Annotated in this window: 22 protein-coding genes; 12 read left to right on the top strand and 10 right to left on the bottom strand. The window is 56.4% G+C overall.

Annotation, left to right across the window (positions count from 1 at the left end; all coding sequences use genetic code 11):
• Positions 1-100: 100 nt before the first annotated feature.
• The gene (locus tag PH7735_RS12385) at positions 101-361 is read right to left on the bottom strand and encodes a DUF2312 domain-containing protein (protein ID WP_058311677.1); all 261 of its coding nucleotides are present in this window, start codon (positions 359-361) and stop codon (positions 101-103) included.
• A 200-nt stretch (positions 362-561) separates the two neighbouring features.
• On the opposite strand from PH7735_RS12385, the gene PH7735_RS12380 reads away from it, so the two are divergent.
• Positions 562-777, top strand: coding sequence for a hypothetical protein (locus PH7735_RS12380; RefSeq protein WP_058311676.1), 216 nt, complete (start codon positions 562-564; stop codon positions 775-777).
• An 11-nt stretch (positions 778-788) separates the two neighbouring features.
• Here the strand turns inward: PH7735_RS12380 and PH7735_RS12375 are convergent, their stop codons facing one another.
• The 3 genes from PH7735_RS12375 to PH7735_RS12365 all read right to left on the bottom strand — a co-directional run bounded on the left by PH7735_RS12375 (position 789) and on the right by PH7735_RS12365 (position 3,687).
• Positions 789-2,867, bottom strand: a complete 2,079-nt coding sequence (locus tag PH7735_RS12375; protein ID WP_058311675.1) for an enoyl-CoA hydratase-related protein — start codon at positions 2,865-2,867, stop codon at positions 789-791.
• A 134-nt stretch (positions 2,868-3,001) separates the two neighbouring features.
• Entirely contained in the window at positions 3,002-3,217 is a 216-nt protein-coding gene (locus PH7735_RS12370) for a hypothetical protein (RefSeq protein WP_058311674.1), read from the bottom strand.
• A 26-nt stretch (positions 3,218-3,243) separates the two neighbouring features.
• Positions 3,244-3,687 carry a TraR/DksA family transcriptional regulator gene (locus PH7735_RS12365; RefSeq protein ID WP_306341228.1) on the bottom strand — a complete coding sequence of 148 codons (444 nt, stop codon included), beginning with the start codon at positions 3,685-3,687 and terminating at the stop codon, positions 3,244-3,246.
• 31 nt (positions 3,688-3,718) lie between these two features.
• Here PH7735_RS12365 and PH7735_RS12360 point away from each other — a divergent pair, with 31 nt between their 5' ends.
• The 4 genes from PH7735_RS12360 (at position 3,719) to PH7735_RS12345 (ending at position 5,983) form a co-directional block, all read left to right on the top strand.
• On the top strand, positions 3,719-4,582 hold the full coding sequence (locus tag PH7735_RS12360; RefSeq protein WP_058311673.1) for an MBL fold metallo-hydrolase: 864 nt from the start codon (positions 3,719-3,721) through the stop codon (positions 4,580-4,582).
• Positions 4,583-4,684: 102 nt separating this feature from the next.
• Positions 4,685-5,110 carry a YeeE/YedE family protein gene (locus tag PH7735_RS12355; protein ID WP_099275742.1) on the top strand — a complete coding sequence of 142 codons (426 nt, stop codon included), beginning with the start codon at positions 4,685-4,687 and terminating at the stop codon, positions 5,108-5,110.
• The gene (locus PH7735_RS12350; protein ID WP_058311671.1) at positions 5,110-5,544 is read left to right on the top strand and encodes a DUF6691 family protein; all 435 of its coding nucleotides are present in this window, start codon (positions 5,110-5,112) and stop codon (positions 5,542-5,544) included. Before PH7735_RS12355 ends, PH7735_RS12350 begins: the two co-directional genes overlap by 1 nt.
• Before the next feature lie 10 nt (positions 5,545-5,554).
• A complete protein-coding gene (locus PH7735_RS12345; protein WP_058311670.1) occupies positions 5,555-5,983 on the top strand; it encodes a protein tyrosine phosphatase family protein in 429 nt (142 codons plus the stop codon).
• 69 nt (positions 5,984-6,052) lie between these two features.
• Here the strand turns inward: PH7735_RS12345 and PH7735_RS12340 are convergent, their stop codons facing one another.
• The 5 genes from PH7735_RS12340 to PH7735_RS12320 form a co-directional block, all read right to left on the bottom strand.
• Positions 6,053-7,162 (bottom strand): FliM/FliN family flagellar motor switch protein, encoded by a 1,110-nt coding sequence (locus PH7735_RS12340; RefSeq protein WP_058311669.1) that lies wholly within the window; start codon positions 7,160-7,162, stop codon positions 6,053-6,055.
• A 78-nt stretch (positions 7,163-7,240) separates the two neighbouring features.
• A complete protein-coding gene (locus PH7735_RS12335) occupies positions 7,241-9,937 on the bottom strand; it encodes an ATP-binding protein (RefSeq protein WP_058311668.1) in 2,697 nt (898 codons plus the stop codon).
• Positions 9,938-10,231, bottom strand: a complete 294-nt coding sequence (locus PH7735_RS12330; protein ID WP_058311667.1) for a hypothetical protein — start codon at positions 10,229-10,231, stop codon at positions 9,938-9,940.
• Entirely contained in the window at positions 10,228-10,596 is a 369-nt protein-coding gene (locus tag PH7735_RS12325; protein ID WP_058311666.1) for a response regulator transcription factor, read from the bottom strand. Before PH7735_RS12325 ends, PH7735_RS12330 begins: the two co-directional genes overlap by 4 nt.
• Before the next feature lie 94 nt (positions 10,597-10,690).
• Positions 10,691-11,989, bottom strand: coding sequence for a helix-turn-helix domain-containing protein (locus tag PH7735_RS12320; RefSeq protein WP_058311665.1), 1,299 nt, complete (start codon positions 11,987-11,989; stop codon positions 10,691-10,693).
• A gap of 219 nt (positions 11,990-12,208) precedes the next feature.
• Here PH7735_RS12320 and PH7735_RS12315 point away from each other — a divergent pair, with 219 nt between their 5' ends.
• The 7 genes from PH7735_RS12315 to PH7735_RS12285 all read left to right on the top strand — a co-directional run bounded on the left by PH7735_RS12315 (position 12,209) and on the right by PH7735_RS12285 (position 20,526).
• The gene (locus PH7735_RS12315; RefSeq protein ID WP_058311664.1) at positions 12,209-13,555 is read left to right on the top strand and encodes a substrate-binding protein; all 1,347 of its coding nucleotides are present in this window, start codon (positions 12,209-12,211) and stop codon (positions 13,553-13,555) included.
• Between the two features lie 126 nt (positions 13,556-13,681).
• Complete coding sequence (locus tag PH7735_RS12310; RefSeq protein ID WP_058311663.1) at positions 13,682-14,704, top strand: branched-chain amino acid ABC transporter permease; 1,023 nt, start codon at positions 13,682-13,684, stop codon at positions 14,702-14,704.
• A gap of 3 nt (positions 14,705-14,707) precedes the next feature.
• Positions 14,708-15,901, top strand: a complete 1,194-nt coding sequence (locus PH7735_RS12305; protein WP_058311662.1) for a branched-chain amino acid ABC transporter permease — start codon at positions 14,708-14,710, stop codon at positions 15,899-15,901.
• Positions 15,902-15,913: 12 nt separating this feature from the next.
• Positions 15,914-16,669 carry an ABC transporter ATP-binding protein gene (locus PH7735_RS12300; protein WP_058311661.1) on the top strand — a complete coding sequence of 252 codons (756 nt, stop codon included), beginning with the start codon at positions 15,914-15,916 and terminating at the stop codon, positions 16,667-16,669.
• A gap of 12 nt (positions 16,670-16,681) precedes the next feature.
• Complete coding sequence (locus PH7735_RS12295; RefSeq protein ID WP_058311660.1) at positions 16,682-17,437, top strand: ABC transporter ATP-binding protein; 756 nt, start codon at positions 16,682-16,684, stop codon at positions 17,435-17,437.
• Between the two features lie 81 nt (positions 17,438-17,518).
• Entirely contained in the window at positions 17,519-19,474 is a 1,956-nt protein-coding gene (gene acs / locus PH7735_RS12290; protein ID WP_058311659.1) for an acetate--CoA ligase, read from the top strand.
• Positions 19,475-19,617: 143 nt separating this feature from the next.
• Positions 19,618-20,526 carry a DMT family transporter gene (locus PH7735_RS12285; protein ID WP_058311658.1) on the top strand — a complete coding sequence of 303 codons (909 nt, stop codon included), beginning with the start codon at positions 19,618-19,620 and terminating at the stop codon, positions 20,524-20,526.
• On the opposite strand, the gene PH7735_RS12280 is transcribed toward PH7735_RS12285, so the two are convergent.
• Complete coding sequence (locus PH7735_RS12280) at positions 20,483-21,202, bottom strand: thiamine diphosphokinase (RefSeq protein WP_233488311.1); 720 nt, start codon at positions 21,200-21,202, stop codon at positions 20,483-20,485. The genes PH7735_RS12285 and PH7735_RS12280 overlap by 44 nt on opposite strands.
• Positions 21,203-21,351: the final 149 nt, after the last annotated feature.

Below are 21,351 nucleotides of genomic sequence, written 5' to 3'. Positions count from 1 at the left end.
GGTCCCGCATTTCGGCGTTGTCCAACATCAAACCTGCCTGCATCGTATGGGCGGGGGCCCTGAGATCAGGCCCCGCTGTCTGGAAAGACGTCCAGGTCTCTCAGAGCATGCCCAGCGCTTCTTTGTACATCTCGAGAACCGCCTCTTCTTCGGCGATATCGTCTTTGTCGCGCTTGCGCAGCGCAATCAGTTTACGAATGACTTTGGTGTCGTAACCACGAGACTTGGCTTCTGCCATGACCTCTTTCTGGTGCTCGGCAATGTCTTTCTTTTCCTGTTCCAGACGCTCTAGACGTTCGATGAACTGGCGCAGTTCATCTGCTGTGACGCGGTAGCTGGAGTCGGGGGATTGCTCGCTCATGAGGCCTCCTGAAGGTGTTATTGTTAGGATCGAAACGGGTCGAAACAAGACCGCAACCTAGCCATGCGGCCCCTGCCCTGCAATAGCATCCCGCCCTCAGAATAAACAAAATGCGCTGATCCGGCGCAATGCCGCCGCTTGCGGTAACTTGCGTTATCCTTTAGGCGGCTCAGGCAACGGACTAAAAAGGAACGTGCACCATGGAATGGCTTGTCTGGGGCGGCGCAACTATATCTTTGTTGGGACTGGTTGGGCTTGTGTGGTCCATCATCAAAGTCGCCAAGGCCCGCAAGGCCGGTTTGAGCGATGAAGACCTGCGCGTGGCAGTTCAAAAAGTGATGCCTTTGAACCTTGGGTCCCTTTTCCTGTCGGTCATCGGCCTGATGTTGGTGATCCTCGGGATCTTCCTCGCCTGACACGAACTGACCTACTGGGTGTTCAGATCATCAAACACTTTGCCGTTCTTGGCGAGGTGATCAAAAATCCTGTCCGGCGTCCAGAATTTCGGCTCTTCCCGGGCAAAACGTTCCAGTTCAACCTTCATATGCAAAAGCCCCGCGTTATCTGCGGCTTTCATCGGGCCACCCTGCCAACGCGGGAAGCCGAAGGCATGTATCATGACGGTGTCGATATCCGACGGACGCCGCGCCACACCTTCGCGCAGAAGACGCGCGCCTTCGTTCGCCATGGCCGCAAGGCAACGATACCGGATGGCGTCTTCGCTAAATCCACGGGGGTCGATGCCGTTTTCTTCCCGATAGGCGCGGATCAGTTCAATCACTTCCGGATCTTGCTGAACCGAGGCGGGCTTGCCCTCGTAAAGATAGAACCCTTTGCCACTGCGTGCACCGTTGCGCCCCGCAGCCTGAAGGCGTCCCACAAAGTCCGGTTGATGTGACGCCCGACAGGCAGACCCTTGCGCACTAAGTGAAGCCTCGAACCCTTCGTAATCAAGCGCCTGATAGGGGCCAAGGTTCATCCCGAAGCCGCGCATGGCCTGGTCCACCAGATACGGCGTTCCGCCTGCTTCGACGATATAATCCGCAGCAAGGCGATAGGCCGCCAGAATGCGCGGGCCAATCTGTTCATTTTTGGCACGCACCGGAAACTTGTCGAGCTTGCGCAAGAACGAGATCACGGTCGCAACCGTATCTTCCGAGGTATTCCCGCCTAGCACGATCTCGGCGACCTTGCTGACACGCAATGGCGCATAAAGGTGCAAAGCCACCACATCTCCCGGTGCTCCGGTGGCTTGGGCCAGAAGGTTCACCTTGGAATGCGCCCCTGCATCAACAAGCACGGCGCCCTCTTTGGCGATCGCGTCCAGTTGCGTGAAGACATCCCGTTTTGCAGAGGGCGGCCGGATCGTACAATCCAGAATCATATCGGCTTCGGACAGGGCAACCAGATCAGACGCCGTCGTAAACCGGGCGAGGGCCTCATCGGCCTCTGTCTGGGTCATGTGTTTGCGCATGACAGCGCCGCCAAGAAGTTTTGAAATCTCTGACGCAGCATGCTCTGCGGCCCGCACCGTTGTTGTGGCGGCCACCACATGCCAGCCTTCTTGCAGGCAAATCACGGCGACCGACGCCGCCAGCCCCCCCGCACCAATCACGCCGATGGTGTTCAATTCGCGCGCCTGCCCCGTTTTCAACTCGGGAAACTTGCCGGCGCGGCGTTCAGCAAAAAAGGCATGACGCAGCGCAGCCGATTGAGACGTTTCAAGACAATCCTGAAAAGACGACCGTTCAAACGCTAACCCCTGATCAAATGGCAAAAGCGCGGCGGCCTCGACACAGCGGATAATCTGTTCGGGTGCATATTCCTGTTGGCGCGCCACCATACGGTACCGGTTGGTCACCTCGTTCTGATAGGCGTGCGGATCTTCGAACCCGATGCGCTGGTCACGCGTGCGTCGGGGCCCTTTGCCTTCGCTGATCAGGTTCTGCGCAAAGGCCACCGCTTCTTTTCTCAGGTCTCCATCGACCACAGCGTCAAAAAACACCTTTGCACCGGGCGCGGTGACAGGCACGGGACGCCCCGTCAGCATCATATCCAGTGCAAATTTGGCACCCGCCAGACGTGGCGCGCGCTGTGTGCCGCCTGCGCCGGGTAAAATGCCAAGCGTGACTTCGGGCAAGCCGAACCGCGCGTCTTTGTCGGCGATCCGGTAATGCGCGGCCAGGACAACTTCGAACCCGCCGCCAAGAGCGGTGCCATGCACCGCCGCGACAACGGGCTTTGACGCCATTTCCAGCCTGTTGCACACCTCGGGCAACCACGGGTCCTGTACGGGGTGTCCAAATTCACGGATGTCTGCGCCCGCAGGAAAGGTGCGTCCACCCCCGATCAGAACCACCGCTTTGACATCATCATCGCCCAACGCCCGATCCAGCCCGTCGACGATCCCTGACCGGACGGCATGGCTCAGCGCATTTACAGGAGGGCTTTTGATTGTCAGGACGGCCACGTTGTCCTCGATCTCGAAGAGAACTGCTTGAACCATACCTAACCTCCTGTCGCGAAACACTTCAAATGACTACATTAACTTTAGGCAGCAAACGCGATCACGCAAGGAATTGCAACGCAAACGCCCGCGAAACACTTCGCGGGCGCTTTTCATAATCACTTGTAAATCGGTTAGATCGGCATGTTGTCGAATGAGTCTTCGACTTCTTCATCGATCAGCTCAAGATCGAGGTTACGCAGATGCGCGGGCACCTTGCCCCCTTTGATCCGGATATTTTCCAAAGTGCGATGCAGCTTCTGATGCAGGTCATAGCGGGTGTCCCCCGTTGCCCCAGAGATTTGCGCCTCAAGTTCATTTGCCTTGGTAATAAGTTCATTGACGTTCATGTTCAGATACTCCTCCAATCCAGTATTCAACCTGCCACGGCGGTTGCACACTCGTTACAGAGTGGTGCGTCGGGCAGAATATTCAATCGTTCTGCGGCAATATCGTCCCCGCAACGGACACAGATGCCGTATTCTCCATCACGCAGGCGCTTAAGTGCCGCACGGATACGCAAAATCTCGTCTTGTCCGCTCTGGCCAAGCTGCTCGAGAACTTCGTCGCCCTCACGTTCGACGGCCAATTCTTCCCAGTCTTTCGAATGCGGCGCTTCCAGCTCTGCCTCGATGGCGTGCAGGCGGCTGTCCAGTTCGGACAGACGTTTCAGAAGGGATGTTTTTTGCTTTGCAAGATCAATCATCGCGATTTCCTCCAGTTGCACCAGAGCCTCGCATAACACGCCACCCAAAGCCTTGATGTAGGTCAATCCTGCACCCTGTTGTATGCTGGGGGTTGCGACATATGCATTTTTCATTATATGTTCTTTCACAAATGGAGGATTCCCGATGAAACCCGAAGTAACAGCCTTTTTTGACAATGCGACGAACACCATCTCATTTGTTGTGAAAGATCCTGAAGGCACCTCTTGCGCCATTATCGACAGTGTTCTGGATTTTGACTATTCGTCCGGTCGTACCGATACCAAATCCGCCGACGAGGTAATTGCCTATGTGCGTGACCAGGGCCTGACGGTCGAGTGGCTTCTGGAAAGCCATGTTCACGCGGACCATCTTTCGGCGGCCCCCTATATTCAGGAACGTGTCGGCGGCAAGATCGGGATCGGCGAAAACATCACGTTGGTGCAAGACACCTTTGGCAAAGTGTTCAATGAAGGCACCGAGTTCCAACGGGATGGCTCGCAATTTGACCGCCTGTTCAAAGAAGGCGACAGCTTTATGATCGGTCAGCTGCGCGGCGACGTGCTGCATACGCCGGGCCACACACCTGCCTGTCTTACTTATGTGATCGGTGACGCGGCCTTTGTGGGCGATACGTTGTTCATGCCGGATTTTGGCACGGCCCGCTGCGACTTTCCGGGGGGATCGTCGGAAACGCTCTATAATTCGATCCAGAAAATTCTGGCCCTGCCGGACGAGACACGCATCTTCGTTGGCCACGACTACAAGGCCCCCGGTCGCGATGAATACCAATGGGAAACCACGGTTGGCGCCCAAAAGACGCAGAACATCCATGTTGGGGAAGGCAAAGACAAAGACGCCTTTGTTGAAATGCGCGACACGCGGGATGCCACTTTGGCGATGCCAAAGCTGATTATTCCGTCGCTTCAGGTCAATATGCGCGCTGGTCAAATGCCCGAGCCTGACGAACAGGGCGATGTGTTCCTGAAGGTTCCCGTCAACAAGATTTGACGCCCCTGTTTAGATTTTTGAACGCCCCTGGTTGCGAACCCATGGGCGTTCTTTTCACTCAAACTCCAAAAAAACATAAAGGAAACGCGCATGTTGGAGAGTATTCCCGCAGACTGGATCTGGGGGCTGATCGGTGGAATGCTGATTGGCTGTGGAGGCGCCGTATACCTGTTGGCCAATGGTCGTGTCATGGGCGCAAGCGGTATCATTGGCGGCCTGGTTGATGGGTCCGGTCGCAACACCATGGCGGAACGTCTGGCATTTCTGGCCGGTGTGTTTCTTCTGCCCATCGTTTTGAAACCTGTTTACCGCCCGTTCTCTACGCATGTGACAGAAAATCTGGCGGTTCTGATTGCGGCCGGCCTTTTGGTTGGAATTGGCACGCGTATCGCAAACGGATGTACGTCCGGTCACGGGGTCTGCGGGATTTCGCGGCTGTCCCTGCGCGGCATGGTGGCGACAGTGTTCTACATCATGGCAGGTGGTCTTACCGTTGTTCTTTTCCGTCATATTCTGGGGGTGATCTGATGAACCGTCTTGTTTTTGCATTCATCGCGGGCGGCCTGTTTGGCGCGGGCCTGTTCATCTCGGGCATGACGGACACCTCCAAGGTCCAAGGCTGGCTGGACGTGTTTGGCAGCTGGGATCCGACACTGGCCTTTGTGATGGGGGGCGCAATCCTGCCCATGGCCGTGGCCTGGGCCTTCACTCGTGGTCGTAAACCTTTGGTGGGCGGCGAATTTCCGACACCGCCAGAACCCAAAATCGGGCGTAATCTGGTGCTGGGCTCCGTACTGTTCGGCGCCGGTTGGGGGCTTGCCGGTTTGTGCCCGGGACCGTCCGTAGCATCGCTAAGCTATGGTGGTTGGCCACACTGGGTGTTCTTCGCGGCAATGCTTGCGGGCATGTTTGCGGCACCAATGGTGCGCAGCCAACTGGACAAAGCGGTCCCCGCCGAGTAACGCTCACCCTATGGAACTGCGTCAGATCACCCCCCGCTATTTCGTCTCGCCGCAAATCGCGGCCGAGGATGTGCCCGCCTTGAAAGAGGCCGGCTTCACCCTTGTTATCTGCAACCGTCCTGATGCCGAAATTCCGCCAAGCCATCAGGCCGCGGCGATCGGCACGGCCGTCACGGCGGCGGGGATCGATTTTTTCGAACTTCCGCTCACCCATGACACGATGACGCCGAAAAACCTTGCAGCACAGCGCGCCGCATTGGAAGCAAGCAAAGGCAAGGTTCTGGCCTATTGTGCCTCTGGGACACGCTCGACCATTGCGTGGTCTCTGGGACATGCCAATTCGTTGCCGGTTGACGATATCCTGAATGCCGCGCGTCAGGGGGGATACGAGCTTGAACAACTTCGTCCCCGCTTGGAGATGATCGCAACCACAGCCTAATACCATAGGCAGACATTCAACGGCGCATCTGGAAACAGGTGCGCCTTTTGCTTTTGAACCGGTATGACGTTAACCGGCGGCGACCTGTGGAACCGCGATGTCCAGATCATCCAGATCCGAGAAATCCTCGATGTCCTCTTCTGGCAGAACCGGTTCGGTTTCTTCCTCCGGCGTTTGCAACACCGCGACATCCTCGACTGCTTCGACTTCCGGCAGGAAGGCCTCGGTTTCTTTCAGGATTTCCTCATCCGGTGTGTCGGGCCGTTCTGCAACCGGATCATAGGGTTTATGCCCCTTTACTTCTTGTGACGCAGGCAGCCTTATTTTTGCAGCGCGCAAACCATTCACCTTGCCAAGCGTGGCCTTGGCCAAAACGACCTGACCGCTCACTTCCAAAGTCAGATTGTTGAGACAGTCGATCGGCAATTCAAGAACATCACCAACGGCAAGATTGGCCAATCTGGAATATGGAACGGCGACGCGTGCCAGCACCGCTTCTGTAACGGCGGGCGCACGGCGGATTTCACTTTGAAACGCCTCGATTTCTGCGGTTTCTTCCTCGGCTTCTACAGGGGCCTCGGACACATCTGGCAACACAGGAAAGGCAATTTGAATGCACCCAGATTTGGCACCGGACTCGAGAGAGACCTGCAAACTGAATACGTGGAACTGCTCTGCCAGCAAAGAAAGCACCAGGGCGCGTTTGCTTTCGATCATGGCCCCGTATCGATAATCCTGCGCCCAAGCGTGATGCGGATCACCTTCAAGGTCGACCGACAACCGCGCCAATGCATCATCAGCAACCGCCATAAGCAACGATCCATCTACCCGCGTTGGCGCGCGTTCTGGCGCCTTGTTCTTGAGAACACAGCCGAGCGTTTGGAATTCGATCAATCCGGCCAGCAGCTGAAGATCAACACTCATCGCGGCGATATCGCCCGCGGCGCAGTCCAGCAAACACCACATCGCGGTATCGGGCAAAGTGGTCGGCAGGTCGGAAATGCCCTGCAGGGCATAGCGGCATTCTTCAACCTGAAACATAAGCCCCATGGTATCGCGCGCGGCACGCTCAAAGGACAACGACAACACCTTGCCCATCGAAACCTCGGACGCATCCGGTTTTGTGGGTTTGTTTGCCTTGCGTCGCAAAACCGGAGGAGAGGAACCTTCGTTTTCCATAGCACTCGATACATCATGATCGTCACGATCAGACCTATTACGCCATAGTTACCAAGTGGTTGACGGAAGTGGCAATTCTTAGGAATTCACCCTGTTCGGTTGAAAGGTTAAGGGCAATTCGACGCGAAAAGCGGCACCGCCCTGCCCCGGCAAATAGGTGACCGACCCGCCAAGACGCCCCATGATCTCGCGGCAAATGGCCAAACCCAACCCCGCGCCGCCTGCTTTCATTTCTCCGACACGCGCGAACTTTTCGAAGATCACCGCCTGATCGTTTTTTGAAATTCCCTTGCCGTTGTCCACAAAATCCACTTGCAACATACGGCCCGTATGGGTGACCGAAATAGACAGTTCCGGTGACGGAGAATCACAATATTTCTGGGCGTTGCTGATCAGGTTGATGAACACCTGACTCAGACGATCCAGATCAGTGTTCAACACCGCCGTTTCTTCATGACGCCGGCGGTAAACCTTGATTGTTTCACCGCTATTGCCCGTCAAAGCCGACGCAATCGCGTGATCAAGCAACATGCGCAGCTCGCCTTGTTGCAGGTTCAGGTTCACCTGCCCGTTTTCCAAGACGCTCAGATCCAGAAGATCATCCAACAGGCGCGTCAGCCGGATCGCTTCGTCATGGATAATGGACGAATACTTGACCTTTTCTTCCTCGCTCAGGCGTTCACTGTCCCGCAAGATTTCCGAAAAGGCCCGGATTGACGTCATGGGCGTGCGCAACTCATGGCTGACCTGCCCGAGGAAGGCGTCCTTTTGCACCGAAATCTGGGTAAGCTTCTCGTTTGCCTGCCGAAGCTGTCTGGCTGTACGGGCGAGTTCTTCTGATTTTGCCTCCAACTGGTTGGAGTATTCCATCATCTGCGCGGTTTCGTCGGCAACGGCCATAAGGTCTTCAACAGACACCGAGGCCCCGCCGACGATCTGCCCCACCATCGCATGCGAGGTCGCGCCCCCAACCGAACCGGAAAGCTCCCGTTCAAGCTTGCGCAGGAAATCCGGGCTTGGCTCGGGCAGATAACCGGTCACACCCTGCCGTTTGGCTTCGCGTTCAAACAGGGTTTGTGCCTCGCGCGCGCCCAAAATGCGCTGTGCCATAATCATCAGATCTTCGGATTGTGCCGCGGTGCCGCTCCACCCTTGGGGGGTTGCCGAATGTTCATAGACATTAACAAACTGTGCCCCTTGCAACCGCTCGAGCGGGGATGGGAACCCGACAAGGGACGCCACATAAAACGTCAATGCATTCAGCGAGATAGACCACAAAATCGCATGTACCAGAGGATCGAGCCCCTCAATGCCGAACAGGGCTTCGGGACGCAGCCATGACAGGCCAAACAAACCGTTTTCGATAATGGTCTGAAACAGAACCACCTCTGAGCCAATGCTGGGCAAAAGCAAGGAGAAGGCCCAAATCACGAAGCCCACGCTCAACCCGGCAAAGGCGCCGGTCCGCGTCGCCCCGCGCCAGAAAATGCCGCCGATCATCACCGGCAAAAACTGTGCCACCCCCGCAAAGGAGATGAGGCCGATCGACGACAGGGCAGAGCCTCCGCCCGAAACGCGGAAATAGAGGTACCCCAGCAGAACCACGCCCGCGATTGAAAACCGTCTGGACATGATCACGACGGTTCTCACGTCCCCAGAAATCTGTGCACCGCCACCTGTCAGAGACAACCAGATGGGCATGACAATGTGGTTCGACACCATGGTCGACAGGGCCAAAGCCGCAACAATCACCATCGACGTAGCCGAGGAAAATCCGCCAAGGAAAGACAGCATCGCAAGCCCCTCGTTGCCCTTGGCCAAGGGCAGCGTCAGCACAAACAGATCGGGGTTTGACCCTTCCGGCAAAAGATCGAGCCCCATCACCGCGATAGGCAGCACAAACAGGCTCATGACCATCAGATAGGCCGGAAAGGCCCAAGAGGCTGTGCGCAGGTGGCTTTCGGAATCGTTTTCGACCACCATCACCTGAAACATACGTGGCAAACACAGGAAAGCGGCGCCCGACAGGAAGATCAACGTCGCCCAACGATCCCCGCGCATTTCCCATTGGCCAATCTCAGAACTGTCAATTTTCTGGAGCGTTTCGGCCACGCCCCCTGCCAGACCCCAGACAACAAATGCCCCGACCGCCAGAAGCGCAAACAGTTTCACAATCGCCTCGACCGCGATGGCGATGACAACACCGTGGTGGCGTTCGTTCACATCCAGATTTCGTGTCCCGAACACAATGGTAAACAGGGTCAGGCCAGCCGCGACCAAAAGGGCCGTGGAATCGCGATCAACGGTTTGGCCCGCCACCGCCTGGGTGTCTGCAAACACTTGAAAACTCAGTGTAACCGACTGCAATTGCAGGGCAATATAGGGCGTTGTGCCAATCACGGCCAAAACCGTCACCCCAACCGCCAAGAGGTTGGATTTACCATAGCGTGACGAGATGAGATCGGCGATTGAGGTAATACGCTGGCTGCGCCCAATACGGACAAGCTTTCTCAGGACCCACCACCAGCCCAGCATGACCAAAGACGGGCCTATATAGATTGTGAGATACTCAAGCCCGGACCGGGCGGCATTCCCCACAGCGCCGTAAAACGTCCAGGCAGTACAATAAATGGACAGCGACAGCGTATAGACGGCAGAGGATCGCATCCACCCGCCACGCCCGCGACGGGCCGCCCGTTCGGCGCCAAAGGCGACCACAAACAAAAAGGTGACATATATCAGACAGACCGCGACGAGGATATTCAGCGTAGCCATTTAACGATCCTCGTCGGATGTCTCTTCGCGTTCGACATCTTCCAATCCTGACCGTTTGAGAAAACGCGCAAAAGCAAACCCGCAAATCACCAGCAATAGCCAGCACCCGAACAAATAGATAAACGCATCCGAGGTCGTGACGTCCGCACCGGCCTCATCTTTGGACGTCGGCCAAAGCATTGGCACTGCCCAAAGCAGGGCGCCGATGATTGGCACCATTCGAATAGAGTCGATCAACCGTCGGCGGCGATAGCTTTGCCGTTCCAGAAAGACGGGTGTGCGTTTTTCGTTCACGCCGAGACCAGTTCCCGCACGACCTCAAGCACTTCGGAGTTCGAAAACGGTTTGGTCATAAAGCGGCTTGCGCCAGCCCTTTCGGCCATTTCGCGGTCTTTGAGCTGACCGCGCGCAGTAAGCATCAACACCGGCAAGGCTTCTGCATCGTGGTGTTCGCGCAATTCACGCAGGATATCGAACCCGCTTTTGCCGGGCAGCATGACATCAAGGATCAACAGATCCGGAGGCGCCGCCAAAACGACCCCGACCGCATCATGTCCATTCGAGTGGGTCGACACGTCCCATCCATCTCTGGACAGGATGAAGCTGACCGCCTCGATGATATTTGGCTCATCTTCTATTAGAAGAACGCGCTTCCCCATTCACTTGTCCCTCCCATGCGGTCTTGCGCCGCGTGAAGACATTCTTAGCTGTGCCGTGAAAAATTCCAAGCTAAATCCCACCATGTGCCCCCCGCTAAATCCCGTCAACAAGGATAGAGGGTTCGCGCCGTCCGAGACATTCCGCGCTGGGGCAGACCCGACAGGACGAGCCAACCTCGCGCCCTTGCGTGTCGCCACTTTCGACCGGAACCACCAACATATAAGAGTGATACAAGGGATCTTCGTTGAACGTCACCTGCCCCACGGGCTCTGTCACGGCATAGCATTCAAACTGAAGCGCATCCCGGCCGGTGACGGTCACGGTTTGCCGGATGGGGTGCAACGGGCGATTGAGCGCCTGAAACAACGGCCACTTGGGACAGGCCGCGCTAAAGCGTGGAACCGGAAACCCTTCTATCGGCTTGCGCAGCATCAAGGTGCCGGACCCGTCGCACATCACCAATCCCATGGGTCTTGGCAAAATGTCATCGGACAGAACGGAAAGCCGGCGAAACACGCCCGCGAGGGACACATTGAATTTGCGCGCCAGACCTGCGGGATCGGCGCCGTTTGTTTCAATCACGGCTTTCATCTCTTCGCGCGGCATATTGCGGGCGTCTGCGCGAAGCTGACGAAGCGCCTGCGCTGCCATTTCGCGGGCCGCACTGGTTTTCAGCGTTGTCTGGGCTTCGACAAATTCCGCGATCTGGTCCTGTTCTTCCTCGAGTTGCGGAAAGCTGTAATTGTGTTCGGCCAACATCAATTCCACCTCTTCCATGGGCGAGGTCAGGGACGCCCCCGCATCCCCTGCTCCATCGAGATAGGACACAAGACGCTGCGAACTTTCAGCAAGGCGCTGGCTGTCCTCGTTCAGGTTCCTGTGAAACCTTGTGCGCCACTCGGGTTCGATTTCTTCGGTCTCCGCCAGAATGCCCGAGGTCGAGCGAATCGCCGTCACCATGGTCAGGACTTCGTGCATGGAGGTGGCCAGATGCGGGTCATGCGTCAGCCGGTCTGTCAGGGTGGCCGCTGTCCGCTCTAATGCCGCGATGCGCCGGTGGTTTTCCGAGATCAGAGCCGCCCATCCCGGAAAGCGGCCCGCAAACTCATCAATGCGGTCCAGCTCGGGTTTGGTCGCTGCACTGTCGGCTGCGGCCTCGCGTAATGTCGATATTAATGCGGCTTCTGCACCTTCACTTAATAAAGACGGTTCCACCCCCAGAATCTGGGCGATATCGACCAACAGTTTTCCGCCGATTCTGCGCCTGTTATGTTCGATCAGGTTGAGGTAGGAAGCGGATATTCCAACATCACGGGCAAGCTCGGCCTGCCGTATGCCAGCAACCGTGCGTCTTTCGCGTATTCGACTGCCTGTCAATGTGTCGCGGGCCATTCTGTTTTCCTTGGCTTTTTCAAAGGCTTTCTGCACTGCCGAATAATTTCTTTACAATGCATACCGTGGTATTGTGGATTACTTTACAAAAAAATTGTTGCTTTGAAAGCAGTTGTTGCGAAATTTTCTATCCTCACCCGATAATGAATTTGCACAAATGTGCCTGTGATACGGCGGAAGAGGAGCCCCGTATCACGATTCACAAAACGGGAGGATTACATGTCCAAATCAACCATGACTCGTCGTGGCGTTCTGAAGACTGGTGCCGTCGCTGGCGCAGGCGTTGCTCTGCCAACCATCTTCACAGCATCATCGGCAGCAGCCTATACCAACGAACCCACTGGCGGTTCGGTTACTCTGGGTTTTAACGTACCACAGACAGGTCCATACGCTGACGAAGGTGCAGACGAACTGCGCGCCTATGAACTCGCTGTCGAGCACCTGAACGGTGGCGGCGATGGCGGCATGATGAACACATTCTCGTCCAAAGAGCTGCAAGGTAACGGCATCCTGGGCAAGAAGGTTGAGTTCGTCACAGGCGACACGCAAACCAAATCAGACGCTGCACGTGCATCGGCCAAGTCGATGATCGAAAAAGACGGCGCTGTTATGATCACCGGTGGTTCATCTTCGGGTGTTGCGATTGCTGTTCAGGGCCTCTGCCAAGAAGCAGGCGTCATCTTTATGGCCGGTCTGACCCACTCGAACGACACAACCGGTAAAGACAAGAAAGCCAACGGCTTCCGTCACTTCTTTAACGGTTACATGTCGGGCGCCGCTCTGGCACCGGTTCTCAAGAACCTCTACGGCACCGACCGTAACGCCTATCACCTGACAGCCGACTATACATGGGGCTGGACTCAGGAAGAGTCGATCGCAGCTGCGACCGAAGCTCTGGGCTGGAACACTGTGAACAAGGTTCGTACGCCACTGGCTGCGACCGACTTCTCGTCCTACATCGCACCGGTTCTGAACTCGGGTGCTGACGTTCTGGTTCTGAACCACTACGGCGGTAACATGGTGAACTCGCTGACCAACGCGGTTCAGTTCGGCCTGCGCGAGAAAATCGTGAACGGCAAGCAGTTCGAAATCGTTGTTCCACTGTACTCGCGCCTGATGGCGAAAGGTGCTGGCGAAAACGTGAAAGGTATTCACGGTTCGACAAACTGGCACTGGTCGCTGCAAGACGATGCTTCGAAAGCCTTCGTCAAATCGTTCGGCACCAAGTACGGCTTCCCACCCTCGCAGGCGGCGCACACCGTTTACTGTCAGACTCTGCTGTATGCTGACGCATGTCAGCGCGCGGGCACCTTCAACCCATGTGGTGTTGCAGAAGCTCTCGAAGGCTATGAGTTCGACGGTCTCGGCAACGGCAAGACCCTGTATCGTGCAGAAGACCACCAGTGCTTCAAAGACGTTCTGGTTGTGCGCGGTAAAGAGAACCCGACATCGGAATTCGACCTTCTCGAAGTTGTCGAAGTTACTCCGGCTGCTCAGGTTACTTACGCCCCCGATCACCCAATGTTTGCGGGTGGTGAACTGGGCTCATGTAACCCAGGCGCATAAACACTGCTAACCTTCCGGCCGCGCTTTACCGCGCGGCCGGTCTCTCCCTTTCCCGGCCGAGTGACCCCGTTAAACGCGCGCGTCCGTCCGAGGGAAGCACCCAAAGAGACACTAAAGGTCGGGACAATGGACGCACTAATCCTTCAAATTCTAAACGGGCTTGATAAGGGCTCTGCCTATGCGCTGATCGCGCTGGGGCTTACACTTATCTTCGGTACGCTGGGCGTGGTGAACTTCGCCCACGGCGCGATCTTCATGATCGGTGCATTTTGTGCCGTGACACTCAGCAAAATTCTGAACCTCAGCTACGAGACAATCGATCCCAACCAGACCGACTTTCTTGGTAACCCGCTGAAGGTAAAAACCCCCTATGTCGAAAGCTGGTTTGGCCCCGAAATCGGTGCCTCGCTGATCGACTGGGCTGTGCCACTGGCCATCATTTTTTCGATCCCGATTATGCTCGCGGTCGGCTACATTATGGAACGCGGCCTTATCAAACACTTCTACAAGCGCGAACATGCGGACCAGATCCTCGTGACCTTTGGTCTGGCAATCGTTCTTCAGGAAATCATCAAGTATTTCTATGGCGCGAACCCGATCCAGACCCCCAGCCCTGATGCGCTGAGCGGTGTGGCAAACGTGGGTGCCGTGTTCGGTATGGATATCGTCTATCCTGTCTGGCGGATTGTATACTTCTGCTTTGCAGCCGTGATTATCGCTGCCGTGTTCAGCTTCCTGCAGTTCACCACCTTCGGCATGGTTGTCCGCGCCGGTATGGCAGACCGTGAAACCGTGGGCCTTCTGGGCATCGACATCGACCGTCGCTTTACCATCATGTTCGGCATCGCAGCCGCCGTCGCGGGACTTGCCGGGGTAATGTACACGCCGATCAACTCGCCGAACTACCATATGGGCATGGACTTCCTTGTGCTGTCCTTTGTTGTTGTGGTTGTCGGTGGTATGGGCTCGCTTCCTGGCGCGGTTCTTGCCGGCTTCATGCTTGGTATTCTGGAAAGCTTTGCTTCGATGAACGCCATTAAATCGCTCATCCCCGGCATCGACCAAATCATCATTTACGTCGTCGCCATCATCATTCTGCTCACCCGTCCGCGGGGCTTGATGGGCCGCAAAGGTGTGATGGAGGAATAAGATATGCTCGGACTCAATAAAAAAGACACATCCCTGATGATCGTGGTCATTATCCTGACCATGTTCGCCCCCTTCATCCTGAACCCCTTCCCCGTTGACAGCGCCATGGCACAGTTCAACGCCGGATATCCGGATCTGATGCAGCGCTTCGTGATCTTCGGGATCTTCGCAATCGGCTTTAACATCCTGTTCGGCCTGACCGGGTACCTGTCATTCGGCCACGCGGCCTTCCTTGGCATAGGCTCGTACTCGGTTGTCTGGATGTACAAGCTCTTGGACTATAACGTCATCTATGGCCTGCCTCTTGCCGTCCTGACCGCTGGTATCTTTGCTGTCGCAATCGGCTATGTCAGCCTGCGTCGCTCGGGGATTTACTTCTCGATCCTGACGCTGGCCTTTGCCCAGATGTCGTTCAACCTGGCCTATTCGGTTCTGACACCCATCACGAATGGTGAAACCGGCCTGCAGGTCTATAACAATGACCCACAGGTTCTGTTGGGCGCCAATGAGGCAACCAGCCCGCACCTTTTCGGCATCGTTATGAACAACTCGTTCAAACTCGATGTAGGAGCATGGCAGTTTACCTTTAACAACGGCTACTACTTCTGTGCCCTTGTAATGCTGTTGGTCTTCTATCTCTCGATCCGCATCTTCCGGTCTCCGTTCGGCCTGATGCTGCGCGCGGTGAAATCGAACCAGAACCGTCTGTCCTATACCGGTCTGAACCCACGTCCCTATACACTGGCCGCGTTTGTGATCTCGGGCATGTATGCAGGTCTGGCTGGTGGTCTGATGGCCTCGATGGACCCTCTTGCAGGCGCCGAACGTATGCAGTGGACTGCATCGGGTGAAGTTGTTCTGATGACCATCCTTGGCGGCACCGGCACCCTGATTGGTCCGGTACTTGGCGCAGGCTTCATCAAGTATTTCGAGAACATCTTCTCGAAGATCAACGACACGATCCTGCACCAGTGGTTCAGCTTCCTGCCCGATGGCCTTGAGGACGCAGTTGTCTTCATCATCCATCCCTTCATCGGCAAAGGCTGGCACCTCACCCTGGGTATCCTGTTCATGCTGGTTGTTATCTTCTTGCCAGGTGGTCTGGTCGAAGGTGGCCAACGCATTGGCAAATGGATCAAAAGCCGCGGCAAATCGGAAGACTCCGACTCTGGCGCAACCACCGAACCCGCAGAATAAGGAGACCGAAAGATGGGAATTCTTGAAGTCAAAGACGTTGGCAAACGGTTCGGCGGCCTGCAAGCCCTGGGCGACGTCAACCTAAGTGTCAAAGAAAACAGCGTTCACGCAATTATCGGCCCGAACGGGGCCGGTAAATCCACCCTGCTGAACTGTCTTGTTGGTAAACTGATCCCCGATACCGGCTCTGTCATGTTTGACGGCCAGTCGGTTCTGGGACGGACCCCCTACGAGATCAACCAGATGGGCATTTCCCGCGTGTTCCAGACCCCCGAGATCTTCAGTGATCTGACGGTTCTGGAAAACATGATGATCCCCTGCTTTGCCAAGCGTGACGGAGCCTTCCGCATGCATGCCATCGAAAACATGATGTCAGAAGCAGAGATCGTCGACAAAGCCGAGCACATGCTCGAAGAGATGAACATGGCCGACAAAGCCGGCATGCACTCTGCTTCGATGTCTCGGGGTGACAAACGTCGTCTCGAGATCGCCATGTGTCTGGCGCAGGAACCTCGCCTGTTGCTTCTGGACGAACCGACTGCGGGTATGGCGCGTGCCGATACCAACAACACGATCGACCTGCTCAAGCAGATCAGCGACGAACGCGACATCACCATCGCCATTATTGAGCACGACATGCATGTTGTGTTCTCGCTGGCCAATCGCATCACGGTTCTGGCGCAAGGGACACCTTTGGTCGAAGACGATCCGGAAAACATCCGTGGCAACCCCAAGGTACGCGAAGCGTATCTGGGCGAAACGGCGTAAGGGAGAGATCACATGAACGTCAAACCCGACTTTTCAAAAGGTCACAATCACGCCGAAACCGCCCCGGCCTTCCTGTCCGTCTGGAACATGGAGTCCTACTACGGCGAGAGCTACATTGTGCAGAACATATCGTTCAATGTGCACGAAGGCGAAATTCTGGCCCTTCTCGGTCGGAACGGTGCGGGCAAAACATCGACCCTACGCTCTATCGCGCGCATGGACAGCCCACAGGTCACGCACGGCGAAATCTGGCTGGATCACAAACCATTGCACCTGATGAAAAGCCATGAGGCCGCAGCCGTCGGTATTGGTCTCGTCCCCGAGGATCGGTGCATCATTCCCGGTCTGACTGTGGAAGAGAACCTGCAACTGGCCCAGATCGCTCCGCCGATCGGCTGGTCGATTGAGCGCCTCTATGATCTGTTCCCGCGCCTTGGTGAACGTCGCAAACAGGAAGGCGTCACCCTGTCGGGTGGGGAGCAACAGATGCTTTCGATTGCGCGCGCTCTTGCCCGCGACATCAAGGTGCTGTTGCTGGACGAGCCTTACGAAGGTCTTGCACCGGTGATCGTTGACGAGATCGAAAAGACGCTGCGTATCATCAAAGAACAAGGCATCACGACTGTCATCGTGGAACAGAACGCCGTTCGCGCGCTTGAGCTCGCTGACCGCGCGGTGATCCTTGATACTGGCGGAATCGTCTTTGACGGATCAGCCGAAGAAGTTCTTGCCAACGAAGAACTTCGCGCGGAATATCTGGCGATCTAAGCCGGATATCCCACCCCCGTTTCTGCTGCTTGCCCAAACGGGGGTGGGCCCACATTTTGCCCCCCTGGACGGAGTATTGCCATGACATCCCCCACGTATGCCCCTAGTGCCGAGATGGTGTCGCGCGCGCATATTAGTGCTGCGAAATATGATGAGATGTATGCTGCGTCGATCGCGGATCCGGATGGGTTCTGGGGCGAGCACGGCAAGCGCATTGACTGGATCAAGCCGTTTACCAAGGTCAAGAGCACGTCTTTCGAGCCGGGCAAGGTTGACATCAAATGGTTTGAAGATGGCACGCTGAACGTTGCGGCCAACTGTATTGACCGTCACCTCGAGACCCGCGGTGACCAGACCGCGATCATCTGGGAGCCAGACAGCCCCGAAGACAAAGCCCTGCACATCACCTATAAAGATCTGCACCGCTCGGTCTGCAAGATGGCCAACATTCTCGAAGATCTCGGTGTGCGCAAAGGTGACCGCGTTGTCATCTACCTGCCGATGATCCCCGAAGCCGCCTATGCCATGCTGGCCTGTGCCCGCATCGGTGCGATCCACTCGATCGTGTTTGCCGGCTTCTCGCCTGACGCGCTGGCGGCCCGTATCAACGGATGTGACGCCAAGGTTGTCATCACGGCCGACTATGCGCCCCGTGGCGGCCGCAACACCCCGCTGAAATCCAACGCCGATGCCGCGCTGCTGCACACCAAAGACAGTGTCAAATGTCTGGTGGTCAAGCGCACCGGTGGCCAGACCACATGGGTTCAGGACCGCGATTACGATTACAACGAACTGGCGATGGAAGCGGATGATTATTCCAAGCCGGCGGAAATGAACGCCGAAGATCCGCTGTTCATTCTGTACACCTCCGGTTCGACCGGTCAGCCCAAAGGCGTTGTGCATTGCTCGGGCGGGTATCTGGTCTATGCCGCGATGACGCAGGAATACACCTTTGATTACCACGAAGGCGACATCTACTGGTGTACCGCTGACGTGGGCTGGGTCACCGGTCACAGCTATATCGTCTATGGCCCGCTGGCCAATGGCGCCACCACGCTGATGTTCGAAGGCACGCCGACCTATCCGGATGCCTCGCGGTTCTGGCAGGTGTGCGAAAAGCACAAGGTGAACCAGTTCTACACCGCCCCCACCGCGCTGCGCGCGCTGATGGGTCAGGGCAACGAGTATGTCGAGAAATGTGATCTCTCCGATCTGCGCGTGCTGGGCACCGTGGGCGAGCCGATCAACCCCGAAGCCTGGAACTGGTACAATGATGTTGTGGGTGGCGGACGCTGCCCGATCGTTGACACCTGGTGGCAGACCGAGACCGGTGGTCACATGATGACCCCCCTGCCCGGCGCCCACGCGACCAAGCCCGGCTCGGCCATGAAGCCCTTCTTTGGCGTCAAGGCCGTTGTTCTGGACCCGCATTCCGGCGAAGAAATCGACACCTATCCCACCGAAGGCGTTCTGTGTATCGCAGACAGCTGGCCCAGCCAGATGCGCACCGTCTGGGGCGATCACGGGCGGTTCGAGAAAACCTACTTCTCGGATTACAAAGGCTACTACTTTGCCGGTGACGGCTGCCGTCGCGACGAAGATGGCGACTTCTGGATCACGGGCCGCGTCGATGACGTGATCAACGTCTCCGGTCACCGTATGGGCACAGCCGAGGTCGAAAGCGCACTGGTGGCCCATGCTGCCGTCGCCGAAGCCGCCGTGGTTGGCTATCCCCACGACATCAAGGGCCAGGGCATCTACTGCTATGTCACCCTGATGAACGGCGTCGAGCCCACAGACGAGCTCTACAAGGAACTGCGCACATGGGTTCGCACCGAAATCGGTCCGATCGCATCGCCTGACCTGATCCAGTGGGCCCCCGGCCTGCCGAAAACACGCTCGGGCAAAATCATGCGCCGCATCCTGCGCAAAATCGCAGAAAACGACTTCGGCGCACTCGGAGACACTTCAACACTCGCAGAACCAGCAGTCGTCGATGACCTCATCGAAAACAGAATGAATAAAGACGACGCCTAATCCCTTCCCCGATGTCCGGTTCTTATCCAAAAGCCGGACTCACTCCCTGTCGGGCCGGTCTTCGTACCGGCCCGTTTTTTTTCCACAACACGCACACGCATAAGATGATTGAACAATACGAAGATCGCGCCTAACCTCGGGGCATGACACATGATCGCCCTCTCCTCGGTATCGGCTTGATGCTTTGTTTCTGCGTACTGGCGCCTCTCGGGGACGCGGTCGTCAAAATCATCGGGCAAACTGTACCCTTGGGACAGCTTGTTTTTGCGCGGTTTGCCATTCAGGCGGCGATCCTGTTTCCCATCATCTGGATGTCAGGTCGGACGTGTCGCATGAACGCCCGGGTGTTCCGGCTTACCGTGATTAGAACCCTGCTACATATCATCGGGATTGCTGCGATGGTCAGCGCGCTGCGGTTTCTGCCACTTGCCGATGCGGTTGCCATTGCCTTTGTCATGCCGTTTCTCATGCTGCTGCTTGGCAAGTATGTGCTTGGCGAAGAAGTGGGGTCTCGTCGGTTGATGGCTTGTGTCGTCGGGTTTATTGGCACGCTTCTCGTGATCCAGCCCAGCTTTTCCGAAGTGGGCGCGCCGGCGTTGCTGCCTTTGGTCGTGGCAGTGGTCTTTGCCTTGTTCATGCTGGTCACGCGACAGATTGCCAAAGAAACCGACCCGATCAGCCTTCAGGCGGTCAGCGGTGCCGTGGCAATGCTCATCCTGACACCATTCCTGTTTCTCGGCGCGATATGGGATTTGCCTGAGCTGTCCTTGGTGCAGATCCCGCAAAAGGAAACCTGGCTTCTTTTGTCTACGGGTATCCTCGGGACCCTCGCCCACCTGTTGATGACATGGTCCTTGCGCTATGCGCCTTCTGCCACCTTGGCACCGATGCAATACCTCGAGATCCCCTTTGCAACACTCATGGGCTGGGCCATTTTTGGCGACCTGCCCAACTCGCTTGCCAGCCTTGGCATCATGATCACGATGAGTTCGGGACTTTATATCCTGTTCAGAGAGCGGACCATGAGCCGGGTTGCGCCGCCAGTGCCGTAACCGCCTGATCAAGGCATGTCCGTGGAAGGATCAAAAGCATCTTGGCGCTGTCTGCCGTGATTGTCACAGGGCCGACCACTTCATTTGAAGTCCCGATCTGCCCGTCCGGCGCAAAGTGCAGCCCGTCGATTGGCCAGCGAAGCCCCTTGGAGGTGCCTTGCACCGGCCCCATCGGAAAGATCGAAAACCGTTGTCCGTCGTCCAGATCAAGTTGCAACTCTGGTGGGCACAGGAAAACAATGTCGGTATCGCTGATCAGCACACATCTTCGGTTTGGGTGGCGCAACAGGGCATTATAACAGGCCAACTGATGGTCGATGCGTGCCCCTGAAAACCCGACCCCCAATACAAGCGGTGCCTCGATATGGCGCAGCGCCTTGTCAAAATCCGTACTGTCCTGTTCGGTGACACGGAGCAGGTTTTCATCGGGAAGGCTGGCAAGGATATCCGCCGGAAGGGAATCAAAGTCACCAATGATGCGAAACGGAAGTATGCCTTTTGGTAAACAATGAAGGACGCCCCCATCCGCAGCAACAAGCGTCGGCGCGCGCCCCAAACACAGGTCAAGATCGTTTTCGCCCAAAATGCCAGCACCAACTAAGGTTACTGGTTCCTCACTGTAAACAATCCCTGCTGACATACGCGGTTTGACCCCGATTTTGGAAACTTGCCACATTTACGACACGAAATGATACGCTGACTTCCACAGAATCGGTCAGCTTTCGTCTTGCCTATTGTAGTAAACAGAAGCTCGAGTAGTGCAAAGGACCCTCGTCTGATGGTTACAAACAGTAAAGTTTTAACAGTCTCATATGGTACGTTTTC

Source organism: Shimia thalassica, assembly GCF_001458215.1.
Taxonomy (GTDB): domain Bacteria; phylum Pseudomonadota; class Alphaproteobacteria; order Rhodobacterales; family Rhodobacteraceae; genus Shimia; species Shimia thalassica.
This window is presented reverse-complemented; position numbering and strand designations above follow the sequence as displayed.

Excerpts from the sequence above, each read along its gene's own strand:
- PH7735_RS12385 (WP_058311677.1), bottom strand. The coding sequence starts at position 361 with ATGAGCGAGCAATCCCCCGACTCCAGCTACCGCGTCACAGCAGATGAA.
- PH7735_RS12380 (WP_058311676.1), top strand. The coding sequence starts at position 562 with ATGGAATGGCTTGTCTGGGGCGGCGCAACTATATCTTTGTTGGGACTG.
- PH7735_RS12375 (WP_058311675.1), bottom strand. The coding sequence starts at position 2,867 with ATGGTTCAAGCAGTTCTCTTCGAGATCGAGGACAACGTGGCCGTCCTG.
- PH7735_RS12370 (WP_058311674.1), bottom strand. The coding sequence starts at position 3,217 with ATGAACGTCAATGAACTTATTACCAAGGCAAATGAACTTGAGGCGCAA.
- PH7735_RS12365 (WP_306341228.1), bottom strand. The coding sequence starts at position 3,687 with ATGAAAAATGCATATGTCGCAACCCCCAGCATACAACAGGGTGCAGGA.
- PH7735_RS12360 (WP_058311673.1), top strand. The coding sequence starts at position 3,719 with ATGAAACCCGAAGTAACAGCCTTTTTTGACAATGCGACGAACACCATC.
- PH7735_RS12350 (WP_058311671.1), top strand. The coding sequence starts at position 5,110 with ATGAACCGTCTTGTTTTTGCATTCATCGCGGGCGGCCTGTTTGGCGCG.
- PH7735_RS12345 (WP_058311670.1), top strand. The coding sequence starts at position 5,555 with ATGGAACTGCGTCAGATCACCCCCCGCTATTTCGTCTCGCCGCAAATC.
- PH7735_RS12340 (WP_058311669.1), bottom strand. The coding sequence starts at position 7,162 with ATGGAAAACGAAGGTTCCTCTCCTCCGGTTTTGCGACGCAAGGCAAAC.
- PH7735_RS12335 (WP_058311668.1), bottom strand. The coding sequence starts at position 9,937 with ATGGCTACGCTGAATATCCTCGTCGCGGTCTGTCTGATATATGTCACC.
- PH7735_RS12325 (WP_058311666.1), bottom strand. The coding sequence starts at position 10,596 with ATGGGGAAGCGCGTTCTTCTAATAGAAGATGAGCCAAATATCATCGAG.
- PH7735_RS12320 (WP_058311665.1), bottom strand. The coding sequence starts at position 11,989 with ATGGCCCGCGACACATTGACAGGCAGTCGAATACGCGAAAGACGCACG.
- PH7735_RS12315 (WP_058311664.1), top strand. The coding sequence starts at position 12,209 with ATGTCCAAATCAACCATGACTCGTCGTGGCGTTCTGAAGACTGGTGCC.
- PH7735_RS12310 (WP_058311663.1), top strand. The coding sequence starts at position 13,682 with ATGGACGCACTAATCCTTCAAATTCTAAACGGGCTTGATAAGGGCTCT.
- PH7735_RS12305 (WP_058311662.1), top strand. The coding sequence starts at position 14,708 with ATGCTCGGACTCAATAAAAAAGACACATCCCTGATGATCGTGGTCATT.
- PH7735_RS12300 (WP_058311661.1), top strand. The coding sequence starts at position 15,914 with ATGGGAATTCTTGAAGTCAAAGACGTTGGCAAACGGTTCGGCGGCCTG.
- PH7735_RS12295 (WP_058311660.1), top strand. The coding sequence starts at position 16,682 with ATGAACGTCAAACCCGACTTTTCAAAAGGTCACAATCACGCCGAAACC.
- acs (WP_058311659.1), top strand. The coding sequence starts at position 17,519 with ATGACATCCCCCACGTATGCCCCTAGTGCCGAGATGGTGTCGCGCGCG.
- PH7735_RS12285 (WP_058311658.1), top strand. The coding sequence starts at position 19,618 with ATGACACATGATCGCCCTCTCCTCGGTATCGGCTTGATGCTTTGTTTC.
- PH7735_RS12280 (WP_233488311.1), bottom strand. The coding sequence starts at position 21,202 with ATGTGGCAAGTTTCCAAAATCGGGGTCAAACCGCGTATGTCAGCAGGG.